Below are 20,974 nucleotides of genomic sequence, written 5' to 3'. Positions count from 1 at the left end.
CTAAGAATCCGCCTTGGTTCCAGAGCTTGATTCTTATAGAGCTTCTACTTCTGCTTGAGAGAGACCCGAAATTTTACAAATATCATTGAGTGGATACCCCATAGTTAGCATTGTCTTTGCGGTTTCAAGCGCTTTTTGACGGGAACCTTTGGCAAGACCTCGTGCCTCGCCTTCATCCATCGCATCCATGAGAGCTGCCGGTAATATGTGGTATTCTCTCCGCGCTAATTCGTTCTGTTTTACCGTCTGTATCATCTGCTCTATCCTCCCTGTGTATGCCGTAGTTGCCTTGCCTGTTATTACATACTGCAAAAAGCCTCGTAACTCTTGATTGTCTGTCTCTTTAAACGCCTTGGCGTTCTCAATATAATCTTTTTTGTATCTTTTGAAAATATACGGGTATCTGCGTTGTCGCTTAACAAAAAACAGTCCTCGACGTACAGCAAGTACGCCTGCGGGTGTTTTTTGTACGCTCCTAGCATCTACTCCGCCTATTTACAAAAGGCTAACGGAAGGCTTTTTTAGAAAAGTCTGTTTCAGCAGCGGCAGGGATGCCGCTGGTTTCAAGCAGCAGCGATGTTTTGCCGAATGGCAAAACTCGTGTTTTCCGATAGACACGGACGTCTATCGGAAAACACATTTCAACATCGTAGGATGTACCGACACCGTCTTTTACCAGTACATCCAGCCGGACGGTTTTTGCACTCGATTTAGTGGTAACGCTATCTTGGGTTGACAGGTAGGTAATTTTATCGATCTTAGTAGCAAAGAGCATTTCGAGAAATTCTTTACAGATCGGTTCGGACTCCATCACTTTACAGAACATAAAATCATCGGAGATAGTTAGGTCTTCAAAAGGTTTTCTCGTCATTCGCATCTCCTACAGTCCTTATGCGACTTTCGGAGTAAAATGGCTAAAGAAATGAAGAAAAAATTACAAGTTTTTATTAAATGCTTATTTTATCAGGGGAAAATAATGTGTAATTAAGATGAACACCTGTTGAATTACACATTACCCATCAGCTAACCACTTCCCCCCCGCGACTGTTCAAGCTGTTTCAGAACCGCCACGGATGGCGGTGATTTTATGCAGAAACGAGATTTGCGTTTGACGCAAATCTCGTACTAAGGGGAGTACATGGAAGTACTCCCCTTAGTGAGCGACTTAGGGCTCTGCCCTAAGAACCCGCCTTGGTTACAAAGCATAGTTCTGAATAAAAACTATTTTCTCCCGTTGCGACAAATTCTTTGGTAACGGCGATAATTTTATGCCCGCGTAAAAACGCATTCTTATAAATTCGGCAACGTAGAAATTTTCAAATTTCGAGGCTGCCGAATTGTTACGCTTTCGTAAAGCATTGCTTAACGAAAGCGTTTTTAAACAGGCGATGTTTGCCGCACGGCAAACTCGGCATTTAACCGGAGCTGCGCTATATTAGCAGCTTCGGTTAAATCAACATTTCCGCGACCGCTTGTTCGCAATTGGATATCGGTATCGTTAACAAATGTACCTCCGTGTACATTTGTTAACTGCGAGTTTGTTTTCACAAACTCGTTTCTGCTTAAAACTACGCCCATCCATGGGCGTTCTGAATAAGTAATATTGACCTGTTTGATTTTGTGCACGGCAAAATTGGTTTTTCAGTAGCGGCACGGATGCCGCTGGTTCCATGCAGTAGCGATGTTTGAGGCGAAGCCTCAAACTCGTCGATGAAAAATGTACACGGATGTACATTTTTCATCAGGGACGGTTCACACTATTTGTGTGAGCTCTAGGGGCGACAAGCCACACGAAAGCCAAGATTGTCGTTGCTGTTGTCCGGGTTGTTGTTGTCCCGATAGGCACGAGCGGCGTTATTCGCATCATTCTTCCAGCTGCCACCGCGTTTGACGCGGTTAGAACCGGAATCAGCACCTTTTTTTGTCCCTACCGTTTAATACATTACACTATCAATGACCTAATTATACATTTCGCCATTTGTTTACCTGTTGTTTTTCTTTTTTGTTTCCTTTTGTACGGCAGGGTACCACTACAGCAATCAAAATCCATGCAAAGATTGCACCGCTTAAACAAATACAATGTACAATGGAGCGCTTCCTAAAACATAGAAAATTCCCATAAAAATTTTTCGAGCCGCTAAAGCGGCTAATCGGTGCAGTTTCATCTTTTTTTCAAAACTATACTGCACCACCTCTACACATTTTGCCGGTTCGGTTTCGCCGCATACCGCCACGGACGGTGGTGGTTCCAAACAGTAGTAAGTTTTTCGATAGAAAAACTTATCGTTGAGCAGTGTACACGGACGTACACTGCTCAACAGCCCGTTGCCGCTCAACCTCACAGGCAAAAGCGGCATGGATGCCGCTGGTTCCACGCAACAGCGACGTTTGAGGCTTCGCCTCAAACTCGTCGATGAAAAATGTACAAGGATGTACATTTTTCATCAGGGACGCGAGACCACACGCAAACCCAGATCGTAGTAGCGGTTGACGGGATAGAAGTTGCTGCCCCGAAACGCACGAGCGGCGCCGCCTGCATAGCTGCTCCAGCAGCCGCCGCGTCTGACGCGGCGAGAACCGGAATCAGCTGGGCCTGCATAATCCGGTGGCATCGGATTGGGTAAGACGCTATACCGATCCCAGCACCACTCCCATACGTTACCGCTCATGTCGTATAGCCCGTACCCATTCGCCTGCTTCTTTTTCACTTCATGCGTCTTATTATTTGCATTTCCCCCATCACTATCGCTATACCACGCATAGTTTATCAGTTGCCCTTTCACATTCGTTCCTGCCCATTTATGCTCAGTTCCGCCCATAGCTGCCCATTCCCATTCTGCCTCCGTCGGTAACCGGAACCCGTTTTTACTCCAGTCGCATACGGCATTATTCCAATCATTGTTATTAGATGTTGGTATGGCACTAAAGGTCAGTGCATCGAAGTCTACGCCTTGAACTGTATAACAGGGCTCAAGCCCGCACGCCTTACTCAGCTTATTGCAAAATGCGATTGCATGATACCAGTTCACGCTCTCCACCGGCCGTTTTTCCTGCACTTCACTGCCGTCAGGCGGATTTCCTGTTCCTTTAAACCTACTCGGATTCTCCCCCATCACCGCAGTCCACAACTCCTGCGTTACTTCCGTCTCCCCTATCCGGTAGGCAGTAAGGCTTACCGTGTGCACGTTGTTATCGCTTTGAGAGTTATCTCCTACGCTTCCGTTTGTTACCGCAGCAATATCGATCATTTTCATTTCGATAAACTTTGCATACAGCTCTTTGTTTCCGCTGCTTCCCTTTCTAATCTCCGTTACTTTTTCACCGCTGAAGTCTGCACTGGCATACCAGCCGAAAAAGATATGATCTGCTTTCTCCGCAGGTTTTAACGTGATTGTTTCTGTTTCTATCGTATACTTTGCAGGGTTGTCGGCATGGTTACTTCCCCCGTTGAGGTTGTAGGTGATGGCGTAGTTTTCAAGAAACTTGGCCCAAAGCGTTTTATTGCCCGTGCTTCCCTTTGTAATCTCCGTTACTTTTTCACCGCTGAAGTCTGCACTGGCATACCAGCCGAAAAAGATATGATCTGCTTTCTCCGCAGGTTTTAACGTGATTGTTTCTGTTTCTATCGTATACTTTGCAGGGTTGTCGGCATGGTTACTTCCCCCGTTGAGGTTGTAGGTGATGGCGTAGTTTTCAAGAAACTTGGCCCAAAGCGTTTTATTGCCCGTGCTTCCCTTTGTAATCTCCGTTACTATTCCACCGCTGAAGTCCGCTTTCTCATACCAACCCATAAAGGTATAGCCTGTTCTTTCTGCATCCTTTAAGTCAATCGTTTCCGTTTCTACCGTGTAGTTTGCAGGATTACCGCTATCATTCGTTCCATCGTTTAGGTGATACGTAATGGTATATCGGGTGAGCACCTTTACCGTACAGCTCGCTGTTTTACCGCCGTCTGTAGTTGTTACGGTAATCGTTGCCTCTCCGGTTTTTTTCGCTGTTACTTTGCCGTCTTTGTCTACCGCTGCAACATCAGGATTGTTAGAACTCCACGTTACTGTTTTGTTCGTAGCATTTGTAGGAGCAACCGTTGCGGTCAGTGTTGTACTAGTTCCTGCTACAAGACTTACCGTAGGCTTATCCAACGTTACACCCGTTACAGCGACGGCAGAAGGCGGCAAAGCCTTAAAGCTTACCTTTACCGTTACGGCAGCCGTTACTTTATGGCTATACGTTGTACTTACATTATTTGCCACAGCAGTACCGTTGACCGTCCACTTTTCTACTTCATAACCCTTTTCAGGCACCGCAGTAAACACAACTGTTTTGTCTTTTTCGACGCTTATCGGGCTTTTATTCGTTTCCGTTACGCCGTCCGCCTTTGCTTTAAGCGTACCGTGTTCCCCGGCACTAAACGTTACTGCAAATGTTTCCGGTTTAACCGTTATCTTATTCGGACAACCGGTAAACAAGGCCATTGCAGCAAGCATCAATCCTACTGCTAACCGGCTCAACAGCCGATTTATTCTTCTATTTTTATTCATACTTGTTCCTCCTAGCACTTATATATTTTCAACCGCTAAACGGTTTATTCCTTAAATTTTTTAACCGCAAAGTACGCAGAAGACGCTAAGGGGGTTGGAATATGGTTTGGTATTTACCGGTGATTCTTTGTGATTTTTGTATGCTGAGTGGTTTTATTTTAATTAACCGCAGAGACGCAGAGTACGCTAAAGTTTTGAAAGGAATGTTCTCCTCTATCTGACTCCGCATACGTGGTACTCTTTGCGGTTTAATAGGGAAAAGATTAACAGTACGTTTGCCGTCTGCAAAAATTGATGAGAAATAATGATGTTGTTGTCTGAATGTAAAAGCTGCCCGTTTTTCAGAGCGCAGACAGACTCTACGCCTGAGTTGCTGAGTTGCTGAGTTGCTGAGTTGCTGAGTTGCTGAGTTGCTGAGTTGCTGAGTTGCTGAGTTGCTGAGTTGCTGAGTAAGTGTTCCAGACGGCTACAGGTATGTCAAGTACATTGCACAGGGTTTGCGCTTTTGGGGGAGATAATCGATACTGCGGTAATAGTATACACTTATTCAGCATAATCATAAGTATAGGGGCAAATATTGAGAAATGCAAGGTCTTTTGAAAATATGCATACCGTCTACGGCGTTGCTTAGTAAAAAACAATCCTCAACGTGCAAAAAGCACGTCTCCGGTTGTTTTTTACACGCGCCTTGTATCCGGTATCACTATTTTCAAAAGTGCTGGAATTACGGGATACATACGGCATTGCTGCAAACAACTTAATTGGTAAGAGGCATAGATAATAAGCGTTAGGGATTGGAGGGGCAGCGCAGCTGTTCCGCAGGAATGAAGCGCTAGCGGAACCCCGCAAAGCCCGACGGTCGGTCAAACATCTATGTCGATGTTTGACCGGCCGAAACGCCCAAAATATAGTTACCCATTAAATATTACAACGTACCCATCAGCTAAGCACTTCCTCCCGCGACTGTTCAAGCTGTTTCAGAACCGCCGGATCAAGTTTAATGGAAAGATTTTTTTCGTTTGACGGGAGTACGGTTCCTTTCGGCGCGTTCTTCGCCCTCCGCAAATCCTTCACGGCGGTGTAGTAGAGATCGGCTTGTCCGTTCCGGCGCGCCTTTGAATAAAACACGGCGAGGTTCCCCGCTGCAATCAGCACCGGCAGTGGAACGGTCTTTCCGTTTTTGTTTTTGATAAAGACATAGCCGCCGGAATAGTCCCGCACATGAAGCCACATATCCTTGCCCCGCACGTGGTGCCGTAGCAGCTCATCGTTTTCGGCGGCTGTCCTACCGACATACAGAATCCATCCGTCATGGTAGAACGTAAGTCCCGGCCGCTCTTTTTCTTGAGCCGCCTGTTTCCGCTGCACGGGTATCTTTCTTTTATGCAGCACCTTTTCGATAAGGTAAGGATTTTCTTCAACCCGCAGCTTTGCAAGCTCTTCGTTAAGCGCGGCGAGCGTCCGCTTAGAGGCTTCGATGTCATCGGTGAGCGCCTCAAGCCCCGAAACAGCTTTTTTATACCGCTCATAGTATCCGGCGGCATTTTCCTGCGCGGTTTTTCTCGGGTCGAGGGCAATGCGGATAATCCGGTTGTCCGCCGCATAATCTTCCAGTTTTACGGAAGAGGTACCCTGTGGAATCCGGTAGAGATTTGCCAAGAGTAAATCACCTTGATGTTTCAGCGTATCCGCCTGCAAAAACGAATGCTTTTTTGCTTCGAGCTTTTCCAGCGCACGGGAAATCTTCTCTATTTTAAGACCGTAAAAACGCTCCGCTTCCGCACGCAGCGCTTCGAGCGAAAGCACAGGCGCCTGCCGCACATACCATTCATCAATCGCTTCGTTAAAGGTCTTGGACGCATCATAGCTGCGGATGGTGTAGGTTTTTACCGGTTTGTCAGCGGCAGGAGAAGATACGACAGCAGACGTGTTTTTTGCATTCGATGCGGAAGATACAGCAGCGGATGCGCTTTCTGTGGTCTTTGCTTCAACGTCCGTCGCAACACTTGGCTTGTTTCCAAAAGTCTGCATCGCAGCCGCTTCGATTTCTAACCTACCGGCAGTCTGATGTTCCCGCGGCAGGGGCTGCCATGGCTCTCCGCTCACTTCATGGCGGGAAGGTCGGCGGTAAAAGGCATCGACGATAATGCCGTTATCGACAAGCAGCATATTCGCCGCCCCGCTCCACAGCCGGATATAGAGGTAGAGCATACCTGAAGCGGTCTCCAACGAAAGCCTGACAATGCGGTCGTTGTTCAGCTGAACGGCCTCGGTAATCTTGGCGCCGCGGAGACGGGAACGGAGCAGCTCCATAAAACGGAGCGGCTTGTCGAACTTAGGAATCTTCCGCGTAGTTTCATGCAGGCGGCACGCCCCCGGTTCAAGACAGATGACCAAACTCATCGGGCGGGTCTTATAGAGGTGCAGCACCATCACGGAATAGGATGACTGTACCACCTTTTGTATGTATGAGCCTTCCAAATCGAGCTCTTCCAGAATTTTATCAATTTCAGCGCAATTAAGCGACATCCATACCTCCAGTCACAGGGCAAACGCATCAGATACTTTTGAAAATATACGGCGCATCTACTGCGTCGCACGCTGAAAATAAATGCTCAACGTATCATAGATACGCCTGCGCTTTATTTTCAGCTAACTCCTTGTAGCTACACCATCTATTTTCAAAAGCACTGGTTCTAGGCAGTAGTATCCGTTATCTTGTGAAATGGCATCTATCGGTCTGATGCGTTTGCCCTGAGCTTAAAGAAATGATACCTAAAATTTCGATCAGGAGGAAGGCATCTCGATGATGTTGTCGGCGAGGTACTCGGCTTCGTCGCGGTCATGGGTAACGTATATTGCCGTGTACCGCATTTCAGCTTGATGTTTTTTGAGCTCTTCGCGGAGTTTAAGCCGTAACGGAGCATCGAGAGCGGAAAGCGGTTCGTCGAACAAGACCACGAGCGGGTTTACCGCAAGCGCCCGCGCAAGGGCGACACGCTGCCGCTCCCCGCCGGAGAGTCCTTCAATCCGTCTTTTTTCCATACCGGTCAAACCGAAACGTTCGAGCCATTCCGCAGCAGCCCGCCTGCTTTCCCTTTTTGATATCCCTTGCGAAACGAGGCCGTACCCGATATTGTCTTCGACACTTAAATGAGGGAATAGCGCATAGTCCTGAAAGACCATACCGACGCTGCGGTTTTTGACAGGCTCATCGGTAATATCACGTCCGTTCAAAAAGACGTTTCCCGAATCGGCGGGCAATAAACCTGCGATCATTTTAAGCACGGTTGACTTACCGCAGCCCGACGAACCGAGCAGCGCAAGCGTCCCAGCCTTTTCCACCGAACAGGAAAGACTGATAGTCTTTGACGGCAACCGCTTCGTCAAACAAACAAGCCGGAGAAATGCCTCACTTCCTCCATTCTCTCTATTTATCGGAAAAACCATCGAATCACCTTTCATATACGTTCCCTACCATACGCACTTTTGATACACAGGGCAACCGCACTTTAATCTTTCCAAGCGGTTGTCTTCCTTACGTTCAAAATTTTAAATAAAATTTTGAACGCTTTTTTCCACAGAAGGACAAACGCATCAGACAGGTTGATATAAATCGCAAAATAAAGAGGCCGTGAGACCATTTGAACCATCTTCAACTGCTGTACATCCGTGTACAGCAGTTGAAGGCGAGTTTTGTGTGCACACAAAACATCGCTACTGTATGGAACTACTGCCATCCATGGCAGTTCTGGTTGAACGGCCTCTTTATTTTGCGGGACAATATGAACACTGTACTTCCTTGTACAGTGTTCATAACAAGTTTTTCTAACGAAAAACTTGCTGCTGATTAGTATCACCGCCATCCGTGGCGGACATGACAAAACGTCTAATGCGTTTGTCCGCGCTCCCTCGCCGTGTCTTGAATATAAAAGAGCGAGCCAGTCAGCACAGCAAGAATCACCGCGATACCGGCGCTTTCGGTGAACCGATACGAACCGGCAAAGCGGAACAGCATCAGCGCGAGATTTTCAAAGTTCGGAATGTGGAGCAGAAGCGGCAGCGATGCGTCCCCCGCGCTGATTGCAAACACGCAGCACAGCGCAGATATAATACCGGTTTTGCATAACGGTAGAAATACCCGAAAAAATGCATCCGTGCGGGTAGAGGACAAAAGATGGGCGGCGTCGAGTACCGAACGGGGAATTTTTGCGAGGCAGGTCTCTATTTGCATCCACGCAAAGGGCCACGCAAGCGAACTTTGCACAATAACCAGCAACAGCAGCGACGGCACAGTATCAAGCTTCAACCACCCCGATCCCAGTACAATAGAAGAAACTGCAAAAGGAATGAGCGGCAGGCTTTTATACCACTTCCGATTTGATTGAAACGCTGCATACGCAAAAAAAAGCGCAGCCGTTACGGAAAGCACAGCGGTGCCGATCCCTGTCTGTATGGTCTGCCGCACCGCGCCCCAAAAGTGAGGCCGCTGTAAAAGCTGTCGCCACGCATCAGCGGTTATCGTGAGCGGCGCCTTAGGACTCGACAGAGAGTACCACACCAGAGAAGCGAGCGGAAACAGCAAACAAAAACAGATAACACAGATAAGCGCGGCAAAAAAGACATATTCTGCTGCGCCGCCGATGTTCAACCGAATGCGGGCGTATTGGGTGTTTTCAGCATGATCGGGTGTTCTATTCCTTAAATAAGCGTACAGCCCTACCGCAGCCGCTGCGATACCGGTTTCCACCAGCGCAATATACGCCGCGGTACTCGCGTGTATATCTCTGCGGATGGTTTGATACAACTCAACCTCCAGCGTTGTTACGCCGAGACCGCCCAGCAACAGAATAATCACAAAGCTGAAAAAACAATATAAAAAGATAATGACGAACGAAGCACACAGCGGCGCCTTCAATGCCGGAAAGATCACCGTACTAAAAATGCGCAGCGGTGAGGCTCCGAGCAAAAGAGCGGCTTGTTCGGTTTCCTCAGGGAGTTGTTCCCATGCGGCGGATACGGTACGCATCGTGATGGGAAAATTATAAAAGGTGTGTACAAGCACAATGCCGCCCGTCGAATAAAGGAAGGTGCCGATTGAAAGCTGCCCTGCCGAAAGCGCCGCAAGCAGTTTATTCAGTAAACCGTTTTTTCCGAAAAAGAGGATAAACGCAAGCGCGATAACCACCGGCGGCACGCTCAAGGGTATCGCCGAAAGAGAGAGCAACAACTTTCGTCCGAAGAACCTCCGGCGGGCGCAAAAAAACGCCGCACAGAGGCCGATACCGCTTGCCCCTGCCGCAGAGAGAAATGCTTGCATCACGGTAAAACGGGCAGCTTTCCATAAAGGCCGGAACGACACTGCAGAAGCGCCTCCGCCAAAGGCCGGAAAAACGGCAGCTCCGAGCGGTACGAAAAAAGCAATCAGCACCGCACAGAATAACAACCCGCCGCCTACTACAAAAGCGTTTTGCAGTAGTGTCCGCTTCGCAGCGTTCCAATTCACTGAATCCATACAATTCTGCGATAAAAATGCAAAAATACGGTTATTTTTCCAATACTGAAATAATAGCGTCTACCGCCGTTTCCGCCTCGGTACCGGAAATCGTCAGCGATTTTTTCGGCATCGGGATTGTTTTAAATGATTCGGGAAGCTGCACCGCGGTATTTGCCGGATACATCCACTGCGTTTCGGGCAACACTTCCTGTGCTTTTTCGGTCAGCATAAAATCGATAAAAGCGTGAGCCGCTGCTCTATGCGGGGCATTTTTAACGACGCCCATTCCCTCAAGTGCGATCATATTCCCCTCGGCAAACGTCAATGCCTGATACCGATCGGTTTTATCATACCGGATGTGATAGGCCATACTGGTGGTATAGCTGACCGCAAGCGGAGCCTCCCCTGCCGTAAACAGCCCGTATCCCGCGCTCCACGAATGGCTCATCGTCAGGATAGAAGGCATCAGTCTTTTCCAGTACGAAAGATAATCGTTCCCGTAAACAGCCTTTGTCCATGCGGCAAAACCTAAGCCGGGAGCGCTCGTGCGGGGATCCATGATAACCAAGGATTTTGCATATTCTGGTTTTGTTAAATCTTCCAGCGACTGAGGAGCAGGCACCTTTGACTGAGTGTCATACATAATCGCAAAATAGCCCCAATCATACGGGGTGAGTAGTTGATCATCAGTCATTATAACATCTTGCGGAACAACTTTATCCAAATTCGGAGAGGTATACGGTTCCAGAACGCCTGCACTGCGCGTCTTATCGACAAGAAACGCATTGATACCGAGCAGCACATCGGCACGCGGATTCTTTTTTTCGGCCATCGCTTTCGATAGGACGGAACCTGAATCCTCGCAGATCACATAATTGACGGTGTAGCCCGTTTGCTCTTTGAAGCGTTTGGCTATTTCGGCGCCCGGCCCCCATTCAGAAGCAAAAGAGTCATAGGTATAGACAACAACGATTTTTTCCGCAGTATCTTGTTTTCCGCCTGCAAAAGCGGTTGAAGGCAGTATGATTGAACATACGATAAACAAAAAAAAATAAAGACGTAACTTCATTATTCCCTCCGCCGGCATTATCCGGATCAGGTGTAAGGCATCCGTACAGACGCCTTTTCGGGTATGCTCTCAGCACGGAACGAATAGATTTAGTTGTCTCTAAAAAGCCGATGAGGTTCTTAAAGGCTCCAATCCACTGTTCCGGCACCCCAAGTATGCGTATCCTAGTATATTCGCAAAAAAAGTGCAAGCAGTATCTTAATGTCATTAGAGCATGACATAAATCACTAACTACTTGACAAAAAATAAATTAAAGACCATTTTTAGGCATGCTCCAATCTATTTTTAACGATGTCGATATACAACTACCGGAACAAATACATAAGGCCGCAGTTGAATATCTTCCGGCGTTTCTCTCTGCGGAGGATGCTGAAGTATTTGCCGTACAGGCTCTACTTATTGCAAGAGCTTTTCATACGGGGGGGACATTTGAACAGGTATTTACCGGTACCGAGCCGATTACGCAGCACTATCAAATCAACCTCATCCGCAGCTTTGAAAAAAACGTACGCCTGCTTGTCGATAAGATGTGGGTTGAAAAAGCAGATGAAGATGTAAAAGAGGATGTCCTCTATCGGCTCCGCAGTTTTTGTGAATCTATGCAGCAGGCAGAAAAGCCGGTCGATTATGAGGAATTATTACCCGAATGTCTCGGCGTCTTGCATGATGTAGTATTATTGCTTTTCGGTCGACAAATCGACGGCGAAGGTTTTTTAGAATACGCCATCCGTATCGATCCCGATTTCGGACTTTTTTGGTATTATCTTGAATGCCTCACGGCACAGCCTAAGCTTTCGGCAGAGAAAGCTCGGCTGGCTATCTTTCTCGGCATTTATTTTCTCGCTAATTTTTAAAAGGTTGTCATATTGTCGCTGTTCTTTGCTTTTCAGCTATAGCAGTTCATACAATTAGAACGATAAAGAAAGAGGTCGCTTCATTAATTCATAATTGTGAATTAATTGAAAGTGCAGCGGCTACGGGGATGATAAAAGGCAATGACGCTTCTCCCTCGTCATTAGGCAATACATCTACCTCGGATAGGTATAGGTCTTTCCGTCTATACCGCGCGCCGAAAAGCGGCCGTCTTTTAACGAGGAGACAATATCCTCATAGAGCAGCAGGGCGGAAAGCGGGAATTTTCCTCCGCCGTTCGGTAAATCGACTGCAAATTGCGGTAATGATAAGCCGGAAAGGCGTTTACGTAATGTTTTCCATATAAGCGCGGCTTTTTCGAGCGGTACGCGAAAATGCGCCGTCCCCCGCGCCAAATCCGTTTGAAACAGATACCCGGGTTTTATCCCCATACATACCAGCGCGTGGAAAAGCTCCGCAAGAACGGCGGGCTCATCATTAACGCCGCGCAGCAATACGGTCTGGGTTTGCACCGGAATCCCCGAATCGATACAGCGGGTTAAAGCTTGCCGCTGCGCCGTACCGAGTTCCGCCGGATGGTTTATATGTGCAATCACCCAAAGCGGACGGACGGAACGGAGAAGTGTCATAAAATCTTCGGTAAAAAGCTCCGGTGCAAAAACCGGCGCACGGGTGCAAAGGCGGATCAGCAAATCGGGACGGACGGAACGGAGACTTTCCAACAGATGTTTTATCTGCTCAAAACTGCCGCTCATCGGGTCACCGCCCGAAACCAGAATTTCTTGTACTTCGAGATGTGTTTTAAGGTATGATGTTACCGCTCCGATTTGCTCATCGGAAATAAAACCGCTTGAGCGGGCGGTAAATTCCCGCCGGAAACAGTACCGGCAATACGAGATGCAGCGGCCGGTACTCAATAGCAGCACGCGGTTCGGATATTGGTGTACCAGATACGGGGTAACGCAATAGCGCGCCTCGCCGAGCGGGTCGCCCCGCTCTTCCTCCGACACGACCTGTTCGTCGTCGGAGAAAAGAACCTGCCGGCGCAGCGCAGCAGCGGCGGCAGGTTCTGCGGAGGTAATCAAGGCTTTAAACGCCGGCGAAACATGTTCCGGCAAGCGGATAACCTTATCCCAAGCACGCTCATTTCGCCAATCATCATTCCAACGATTATCACCCCGGCTATCATCATCCGGTGCGGCGTTCATACCTCCGTCACACATTTACAGCGCATCAACTCCGTACATCAATGCTGCCAGTACCTGTGCATCGTCGATTAAGTTCTTCATAATACAGTATTCATTCGGCTGATGCGCCATATCGTCGAGCGTACTCCATACGACAGCGTTAAAGCCTGCCTGACGGAGCGGAGCGGCAACGGTTCCGCCGCCGATACCGATGGTTTGCGTTTTTTTGCCGTGTACTTTTTCGATAGCCTTTGACAGCATCGTAACGACCTCGGCATCGACAGGCGTTGCAGGCGATTCCGCCGAATCATCAATAATAAGCTCAACCTGTACGCCGTATTTTGCTTCTATCGCACTCGCCTCGACTTTTATCTTCTCCATCACTTCCGCAACAGTGTAACAGGGAAGTACACGGCAATCCATATAAAACACATCATCGCCCGGAATGGTGTTGATGTTCGGAATATTCGCTTCTTTTTTTGTCGGCTGCAAGGTCGAATACGGCGGCTCGAACAAATTGTCTTGCTTTGAAAATACCTTTTCCAAAGCATTCAACCGGAGCGCTAAATCCGCCGCTGCAATGTGCGCATTCTTTCCTAAATCAGGACGTGAGGCGTGCGTTTGCACTCCATGCACCACAACCTTTAACCACAACAGGTTCTTTTCCGCAACCTCAATCGTCTCGCCCGAAGGATCTCCCCCGTCAGGGACAACGATAATATCCTGCGGCTTAAACAGCTGATGATTATTTAAAAGATAAATAACGCCGTATCTCGAACCCACTTCTTCATCGGCAACAAACAACAATTTTACGGTGTGAGCAGGCTGAATCTTTAATGCAAGAAATGCGTAAGCGGCGAATACCGCTCCGGTCAGTCCTTGCTGGTTATCCTCTACACCGCGCCCGATAATTTTATCACCGTCCTGCTTCAATACCCACGGATCGCTTTCCCATTTTGCGAGTTCTCCGGGCGGCACCACATCGGTATGCGCCATAATCCAAACCCGTTTTGAATCGTCTTTACCCGGAATAGTAACGACAAGGTTCGGTCTGATACCGGAGGATACCCGCGTATCGGGTGCATCGAACCGTTCAAATTGAGTAAAGCCGAGCTTTTTTAAATACGCTTCCAGCGCTTCGCATTTTTTCAACTCCCCGTCGCCATCCGACTCCGGAGCCATAGCAGGAATGGAGCACAAAAGCCGTTCAAGCTCAATCATCTTATCTTTTTGTTGAGCAATAAAATCTTTTACGGTTAAAAAATTTGACATACAACCTCCACATACGTAATGAAATTAAACTCTTTTCAAAAGAGCAAAGCACTCTCAAAAGAGACTTCTACTATACCATATTGGCGGCGATTCTGCAAATAAAAGGAACGATCGTTCTACGCGTCGACTTCCGCAAGAAGATTTTTCATAATAAAGGCTTTGCGTTCGGGGGTGTTTTTTCCCATATAAAACTCAAGAACGCCCGGGATCTTTTTCACGGTCTGAATGCTGACCGGCAACAGGCGGATATCCTTTCCGATAAATTGACCGAATTCGCTCGGGCTTATTTCTCCCAATCCCTTAAAACGGGTAACCTCCGCCGCTGCACCGAGCCGCTTCATTTCGACATCCCGCTCTTTTTCCGAATAACAATAGCAGGTCTCTTTTTTGGTGCGCACCCGGAAAAGCGGCGTTTCCAAAATAAAAATCCGCCCGCTCAGCACCAGCTCTTCAAAGTAGGTGAGAAAAAAGGTGAGCAAAAGATTTCTGATATGAAAGCCGTCGTTATCGGCATCGGTTGCGATGATGATCTTATTATAGCGGAGACTTTCAAGACTGTTTTCGATACCGAGTGCCATCATCATGTTATAAAGCTCCGCATTTTTGTAGATGGCCGCGCGTTTTTTACCGTGCATATTTTCGGGCTTACCGCGCAGCGAAAAAAGCGCTTGCGTAAGAACGTCGCGGCTCGAAACCATTGAACCCGAAGCCGAGTCTCCCTCAGTGATAAAAATCATCGACTCATTGCCGTACTGCTTATCCCCAAGGTGAAACTTGCAGTCTTTCAGTTTCGGGATTTTCATTGTAATTTTTTTTGCGGCAGCTTTCGCTTCTTTTTTAACACTGTTCAGCTCTGTCCGCAGCCGCTCGTTTGCGAGGATTTTTTCTTCCAGCTTCCGCGCGGCTTCGGCATTTTTTTGCAGCCATTCCACCACGGCGGCCTTGGTACCGTTGACAATCCACGGCCGCACCTCGGTATTGCCGAGCTTATTTTTCGTTTGACTTTCGAACACGGGCGCTTGCACCTTGACCGCCACCGCCGCGCAGGTGCCTTCGCGGACATCCTCGCTCTTGTAGTTTTTTCGGTAGTATTCGTTAATGCCTTTCAGCAAGCCTTCTTTAAAAGCGGAAAGATGCGTACCCCCGTCCGAGGTATACTGTCCGTTGACAAACGAAAAATAGGTCTCGCCGTAGTTGTTGGTGTGGGTAAAGGCAAATTCGAGCTTTGCTTCCTTAAAATGAGCAATCGTGTAGAGCGTTTCTTCGCCGATTTCCGCATTGAGCAGATCGAGTAAGCCGTTTTCCGATACGTATGAAGCGCCGTTAAAGGTGAGCGTAAGACCGGCGTTCAGATAGGCGTAGTTCCACATCCGCTTTTCGATAAAGTCGAGGTTGAATGTATAGTCGCCGAATATTTCCCTGTCGGGAATAAACTCCACGAGCGTACCGTTTTTAATGCCTTTTTTGGCATCTCCTTGTTTTTCGTGCTTTAACACCCCCCGCTCAAACACCGCTTCGGCGTATTTCCCGTCGCGGACGGAAACCACTCGGAAATATTCGGAGAGTGCGTTCACCGCCTTGGTACCGACACCGTTCAAGCCCACCGAAAACTGAAAAACTTCATCATTGTACTTTGCACCGGTGTTGATGACCGACACGCATTCCACGACCTTCCCAAGCGGAATGCCGCGCCCGTAATCCCTCACGGTAACTTTGTTGTCCTTTAAAAGTGCGTCGATGCGGTCGCCGTTTCCCATGATGAACTCATCGATGGAGTTATCGAGCACTTCTTTTAACAGGATGTAAATACCGTCATCGGGGTTCGAGCCGTTTCCGAGCCGGCCGATATACATACCGGTGCGGAGCCTGATATGCTCCAATGAGCTCAGCGTCTTTATTTTCGATTCATCATACGTATTCTTTGCAGCCATGTTGTTTTAAATTTTCCTCCCATAAAATTTTTGTAGGATAAGATGGTGAAAATCCGAAAAAGTTTTTAGCCGTGCGCATGCTGCGCACATATACATTTTATCCTTAAATTGAGGGCATAATGCTGAGCGGCGGAAGCCCTGCGCTGTCTGCCGTTTGCCGGAGCGCAGCGTCGGAGCAGATTACCGCAGCGGTACCGCCGGATATAGCTCCCGCCGTCGTTGCCGGAAATGTGATGTTTCCTGATATGCCGTCTGCTGTATTTGCCGAAAGCACGGCATTATTGCCCGATACGCCTGCGGCGAGCTGCTCGGCAAGCCGGTTCATGCGTTCCCGTGTACAAGAGATAATACCTTCGATTGTTTGCATCCGCGCCTGATGGGTTATCCCGTTTAAGAGGCGCGAGAACGCCGCTGCGCTTCTCTGCGCCGGAGTTCTCGGCTGGAGCGCTGTGCTGTACGTGCCGGTAATCAAGGCCTCCAGTTCGGAGTCGGTAAGCGGAGCCGCGATGCTCTTTTCGATACAATCCCGTATACTGCGCAAGGATTTGAGCGGCGTAGGATCGCGGTAGGTCGTCATCGTAAACAACGCCGTTGCGGAATCGGGATATGCCGAAACGCCGTACGCGCCACCTTTCACGCGGATTGCCTCCCACAATGCCCCCGTCTCAAGCCACTGGGCATAGACGATAGCAGCGCCGTATTCCGTTTCATCGAACGTAACCGGCAGAAGCTGCGCCGCAAAGCCTACCTGCACGGCGCTGGGAAAGGCCGAAAGCGCCGCCGGTTTTTCAAATGCTTCGGTTCTAAAGCCGCCGGTACTGCGGTGCGGAAAATCAAACTGCGGTAAATGGGAAGTGAGCGCTTTTTTGATAGCGCCCACATCGGCGCTCGTTCCGCACACCTTCACGATAAGGCCGGAGCGCATCAGCTTCCGGTGTATTTCTTCAAGTTTACGGGCAAGTTCACCGATTGCTGCCGGTTTTTGCTCCAGCGCTGCATACTGCCCGCGCAGAAAACGCAACTGAGGAATCCCCATCCAGAGATTTTCCGCCCGTTTTGAACCGGAATATGCGGATGCCGCGTACAGCGCGGTCAACGTATGCCCCGAATACGACGGCAGCGGATCAAGATCGTTTTTCAGCTGAATAAAAACATCCTTCAACCGCTTTTCGTCGGCAAAAGAAATATCGCTAAGATACGAAAAAATTCGATTTACCGCGGGTTCGATATATTCGGGCAGCATTTTGGAGCGGATAAAAATCCAGTCCCGATCCGCCACATCTTCCGTGCGGAGCGCATTATCGAAAAATACCGCGGCTTCGGACGTCCGGTGCCTGCCTGCGGAAAAGGTAACCGCAGAAAAGCCTCCCGTCAGGTAAGCGAATTCCGCCGCAACGGCATCCCAGCTCTGCGTTTTTGTTCCCATCGAGGAAAGCGCGGACGTATAAAGCGTCAGGTATGTATAGTCCTCCGCCGAAAGCGAATCGACGGGAACGGCGATGTCCATATAGGTGATACCGTTTGTCGGCTGTTCATGGATGATAACGGGAACCTTGCCGAAATATTCGAGGCATTCGGGTATCGGCGGTTCAACCGGTGGCAGCTCCTCTTTTGAAATATGCGGAATAAGATTTTGCGCTTGAGCATCCGCCTCAGGATTAATGCCTGCAGCCGTTTCCTGTCCGCTAAGGGGTACGGCCGTCTGTTCGGCGGAACCCGAATGGTGTTCTACGCTGCCGAGGCTTTGCGCCGCTTGGTGCGCTTCTTGAGCAAGTCTCGCATCGATGTTCTCGCAAAAGTGAATGTCCGGCCGTACGGAAACGGTTGTCCGATGGGGATTATCAAGCAGCAGCGTACGGATGAGGTCTTGAGCGTAATGCGGGTTTTGGGAAAGCCGTTGTTTCAGCCGCTGAAAAGCAGGTATGGAACGGAGCGAAGCCTCCGGCGCAAAGCCGTGTATCCAGCCGCGGAGCGCCCGCCGCATCAAAACCAGCGAAAAAGGGCCGCCGGAACGGGTAATTTCTCTGTTATAAAAATCGAGGGAATTGAGCGCGGTTTCAATCAGCTGAGGTTCAAAACCGTTCCGAACAATGTCTTCAAGGCCGGAAAGGATAAAGGCTTCAAACCGTCCCTCCGCGCTTTTATCGATGTCTGCAAGGCCGAGCGTAAAGCAGATGTTTTTCAGATCTGCCTGTCCGCCGTTGTACGGATACACATCCTCGGCAAAGGGGCAGTCGAGCAGTTTTTTTTGTAAGGGCGCTCCGTCGTGTCCCAGCAACAACTCCTCCAAAAACATACAGTCCATCAACCGGTCGATGTCGGCGCTTTCGGGCAGCAGCCAATTCATCGTTACCGTGAGCTTGTCGGGATTTTTTCCTTCTCCTGCGGGCGCCGTTGCCGAAAACACGCGGGGCGTTGGATAGGGCGTAATAGCCGGAATAAGCGGCGGCTTTTCCGCCGGTTCAAAAAACCGTAAGAAGCGTTCCTGTAAAAAGGCAAGCTGTTTTTCGGTTTCGATGTTACCGTATAAAAAGACCTTGCAGTTTACCGGATGATAGTATTTTTTATGGAAGGCGCAAAAGTCCTCATAGCTGAGCTTGACGATATCGGGCGGAAAGCCGCCTGAATCGTGCGCATACACCGTCCCCTGCAAGAGAGAATGCCGCAATTCACGGTCTACACCGGAATCGAAATCCGCATATGCGCCGCGCATCTCATTTAACACCACGCCGGAAAAATACGGGTTTCCTTTTTCATCTCGTTCGAGCCGATGACCTTCTTGTTCAAAGGTTTCCCGTTTGAGCAGCGGAAAAAACACCGCATCGCCGTACACCGACATCAAATTAAAATAATCTTTTTCGAGGATGCTCGACGCAGGGTACACAGTCTTATCGGGGAATGTCATCGCATTCAAAAACGTTTTAACACTCTGCTTTGAAAGGATTAAAAAAGGATCTTTCAGCGGATAATTTTTAGAACCGCAGAGTACCGAATGTTCCAGAATATGCGCAACGCCCGAACTGTTTTCAGGCGGGGTCATAAACGCAAACGCAAATAAATTTTCGCTGTCATCGTTATGAATGTGATACACTTCAAGTCCGGTTTCGCAATGCTGCGCAAGAATACCCTCCGCCTGCATTTCGTCAAGCGCTGTTTTTGAAATAATGTTAAACCCGTGGATTAGGTTATCCATACGTCATCTCCGTCCTTTCCGAATAAGAGTAGCTCGCCGTCTTCCCAGCTTTTCCGCAATTCCTGTAAAAAACGATTAGTAACTTCGCGGCATTCCCGCACGGAAACGGGGTTCGACGCCTGATCGTCAAGGATGAACTGCTGTCTGTTTTTAGAAATGTTATCGAGGATTTTTTTGACAAAGACTTCCGGTTTATAAGAAATCAATGCGGCAATTACTGAGCTTTCCATACCGGATAATTTTTTCTGTAAAAAGCGGTCGTCCGCAATGAGCACATCTTCAAAAGTAAAAAGCCGTTCGCGGATATTTTGTTCAAGTTCGGGATTGGCTTCTGCGATGTTCTGTAAAATAAACTGTTCCGTTTCGGAATCGCTGCGCCGTAAAATCGCGGCAAGTACCGCGCGTCCGTCGATTGCTTCGGTAGCCGAGCCTGCCCGTATGCGGGTAAACTTTTCGCGCATCGAAGTGCTTACCGTCTGCAAAATTTCAGGACTGATGGTTTTAAGCCGCGCGAGACGGAGCACGATGTCTTTCTTTTCCGCATCGTTTAAGCCGGTAATATAGGCGGCCGCTATTTTCGGTTCCAGCTGAGAAAGCACGAGCGCCTGTGTTGCAGGCATTTCGTCTGCTAAGAGCCGCTTGAGCTTTTCTCCGTCGATACCATCCAAAAAATCGAACGGCCGTTCGGCAGCAGGCGGTATTGCCCGCTCGATAATCTCCCGCGCTTTTTCCCCGCCGAAAGCCGCCGTCAGAATCCCTTGAGCGGTTTCCACGCCGCCGACGGAATTCTTCGCTTCGTTATAAAGCGCCGTAAATTCGCTTAAAATATAGGCGGCTTCGTCCTTATCGACATAGCGGATGGTCAACATTTCCGCTACTACTTTTTCGATTTGCTCGCGGGTGAGCTTTTGCAGTACCTTTGCCGCCTGCGCCTCTCCGATTAAATATAAAAACTTTGCAACGCGGCGGTATGGACTCTCTTTTTGATCACCCTCACGCGATACCTTTATTAATCCGCGCCGCTGTATCTCACTTTCCAGATCACTCATACTGTCTCCCAATATAATGGAAAAACAGCCGAGTATCAACACACTGCATTTTGCTGACGTTATACTTGACCTCATATTACGAACTTATTATCCTAAATACCTCGAAAAATATGGCAACCGTAAGACAGTGATTCTATAAGATGCCGCACATAAAAAAACGGAATACACCATATTTTTCGTAACGGTATTCAACCTTCTTATGTTTACTGGGCATCTCTAAAAACTCGGTTAGCTTTTTAGAGATGCCCGACGAGTTTCAGTTTAAGTCTTTATATTGTAATGATTTAAACTGAAACATCGCAAATTAAGTCTAAGGAAAACCTCTAAAAACTGATTCGCAGTCCGCAAGGCGGACAAGTTAA

13 protein-coding genes and 2 pseudogenes are annotated in these 20,974 nt (G+C 48.6%); 1 reads left to right on the top strand and 14 read right to left on the bottom strand.

Annotation, left to right across the window (positions count from 1 at the left end; genetic code table 11):
* Positions 1–33: 33 nt before the first annotated feature.
* From HGH47_RS01695 to HGH47_RS01655, 9 genes and pseudogenes are all read right to left on the bottom strand, one after another.
* Positions 34–871: pseudogene (locus HGH47_RS01695) on the bottom strand (hypothetical protein).
* 506 nt (positions 872–1,377) lie between these two features.
* A complete protein-coding gene (locus HGH47_RS01690) occupies positions 1,378–1,548 on the bottom strand; it encodes a hypothetical protein (protein ID WP_212565043.1) in 171 nt (56 codons plus the stop codon).
* Between the two features lie 224 nt (positions 1,549–1,772).
* A pseudogene (locus tag HGH47_RS01685) lies at positions 1,773–1,910 on the bottom strand (SUMF1/EgtB/PvdO family nonheme iron enzyme); the annotation flags it as partial.
* Positions 1,911–2,280: 370 nt separating this feature from the next.
* The gene (locus HGH47_RS01680; protein WP_212565044.1) at positions 2,281–2,445 is read right to left on the bottom strand and encodes a hypothetical protein; all 165 of its coding nucleotides are present in this window, start codon (positions 2,443–2,445) and stop codon (positions 2,281–2,283) included.
* Positions 2,445–4,541: an SUMF1/EgtB/PvdO family nonheme iron enzyme gene (locus HGH47_RS01675; protein ID WP_230974358.1), complete on the bottom strand. Its 2,097-nt coding sequence runs from the start codon at positions 4,539–4,541 to the stop codon at positions 2,445–2,447. Before HGH47_RS01675 ends, HGH47_RS01680 begins: the two co-directional genes overlap by 1 nt.
* Before the next feature lie 939 nt (positions 4,542–5,480).
* The gene (locus HGH47_RS01670) at positions 5,481–7,070 is read right to left on the bottom strand and encodes an NFACT RNA binding domain-containing protein (protein ID WP_212565045.1); all 1,590 of its coding nucleotides are present in this window, start codon (positions 7,068–7,070) and stop codon (positions 5,481–5,483) included.
* Between the two features lie 258 nt (positions 7,071–7,328).
* On the bottom strand, positions 7,329–8,006 hold the full coding sequence (locus tag HGH47_RS01665) for an ABC transporter ATP-binding protein (RefSeq protein WP_432909887.1): 678 nt from the start codon (positions 8,004–8,006) through the stop codon (positions 7,329–7,331).
* Positions 8,007–8,430: 424 nt separating this feature from the next.
* Complete coding sequence (locus HGH47_RS01660) at positions 8,431–10,056, bottom strand: ABC transporter permease (protein ID WP_432909884.1); 1,626 nt, start codon at positions 10,054–10,056, stop codon at positions 8,431–8,433.
* Between the two features lie 31 nt (positions 10,057–10,087).
* Positions 10,088–11,107, bottom strand: a complete 1,020-nt coding sequence (locus HGH47_RS01655; RefSeq protein ID WP_212565046.1) for a thiamine ABC transporter substrate-binding protein — start codon at positions 11,105–11,107, stop codon at positions 10,088–10,090.
* Between the two features lie 269 nt (positions 11,108–11,376).
* Between HGH47_RS01655 and HGH47_RS01650 the strand changes: the two genes are divergently transcribed.
* Positions 11,377–11,961, top strand: coding sequence for a hypothetical protein (locus HGH47_RS01650; RefSeq protein WP_212565047.1), 585 nt, complete (start codon positions 11,377–11,379; stop codon positions 11,959–11,961).
* Positions 11,962–12,135: 174 nt separating this feature from the next.
* On the opposite strand, the gene HGH47_RS01645 is transcribed toward HGH47_RS01650, so the two are convergent.
* The 5 genes from HGH47_RS01645 to HGH47_RS01625 form a co-directional block, all read right to left on the bottom strand.
* Entirely contained in the window at positions 12,136–13,188 is a 1,053-nt protein-coding gene (locus tag HGH47_RS01645) for a KamA family radical SAM protein (RefSeq protein WP_212565048.1), read from the bottom strand.
* A gap of 15 nt (positions 13,189–13,203) precedes the next feature.
* Positions 13,204–14,439: a M20 family metallo-hydrolase gene (locus tag HGH47_RS01640; RefSeq protein WP_212565049.1), complete on the bottom strand. Its 1,236-nt coding sequence runs from the start codon at positions 14,437–14,439 to the stop codon at positions 13,204–13,206.
* A gap of 116 nt (positions 14,440–14,555) precedes the next feature.
* Positions 14,556–16,370 carry a DNA topoisomerase IV subunit B gene (locus tag HGH47_RS01635; RefSeq protein WP_212565050.1) on the bottom strand — a complete coding sequence of 605 codons (1,815 nt, stop codon included), beginning with the start codon at positions 16,368–16,370 and terminating at the stop codon, positions 14,556–14,558.
* A 103-nt stretch (positions 16,371–16,473) separates the two neighbouring features.
* Positions 16,474–19,563 carry an insulinase family protein gene (locus HGH47_RS01630; protein WP_212565051.1) on the bottom strand — a complete coding sequence of 1,030 codons (3,090 nt, stop codon included), beginning with the start codon at positions 19,561–19,563 and terminating at the stop codon, positions 16,474–16,476.
* Positions 19,551–20,612, bottom strand: coding sequence for a flagellar motor switch protein FliG (locus HGH47_RS01625; RefSeq protein WP_432909878.1), 1,062 nt, complete (start codon positions 20,610–20,612; stop codon positions 19,551–19,553). Before HGH47_RS01625 ends, HGH47_RS01630 begins: the two co-directional genes overlap by 13 nt.
* Positions 20,613–20,974 lie beyond the last annotated feature (362 nt).

Origin of the sequence: Treponema sp. OMZ 805 (assembly GCF_050937395.1) — a bacterium.
Lineage (GTDB): Bacteria > Spirochaetota > Spirochaetia > Treponematales > Treponemataceae > Treponema.
Note: the sequence above shows the minus strand (reverse complement) of the source record. Positions and strands in the feature narration are given on the sequence as shown.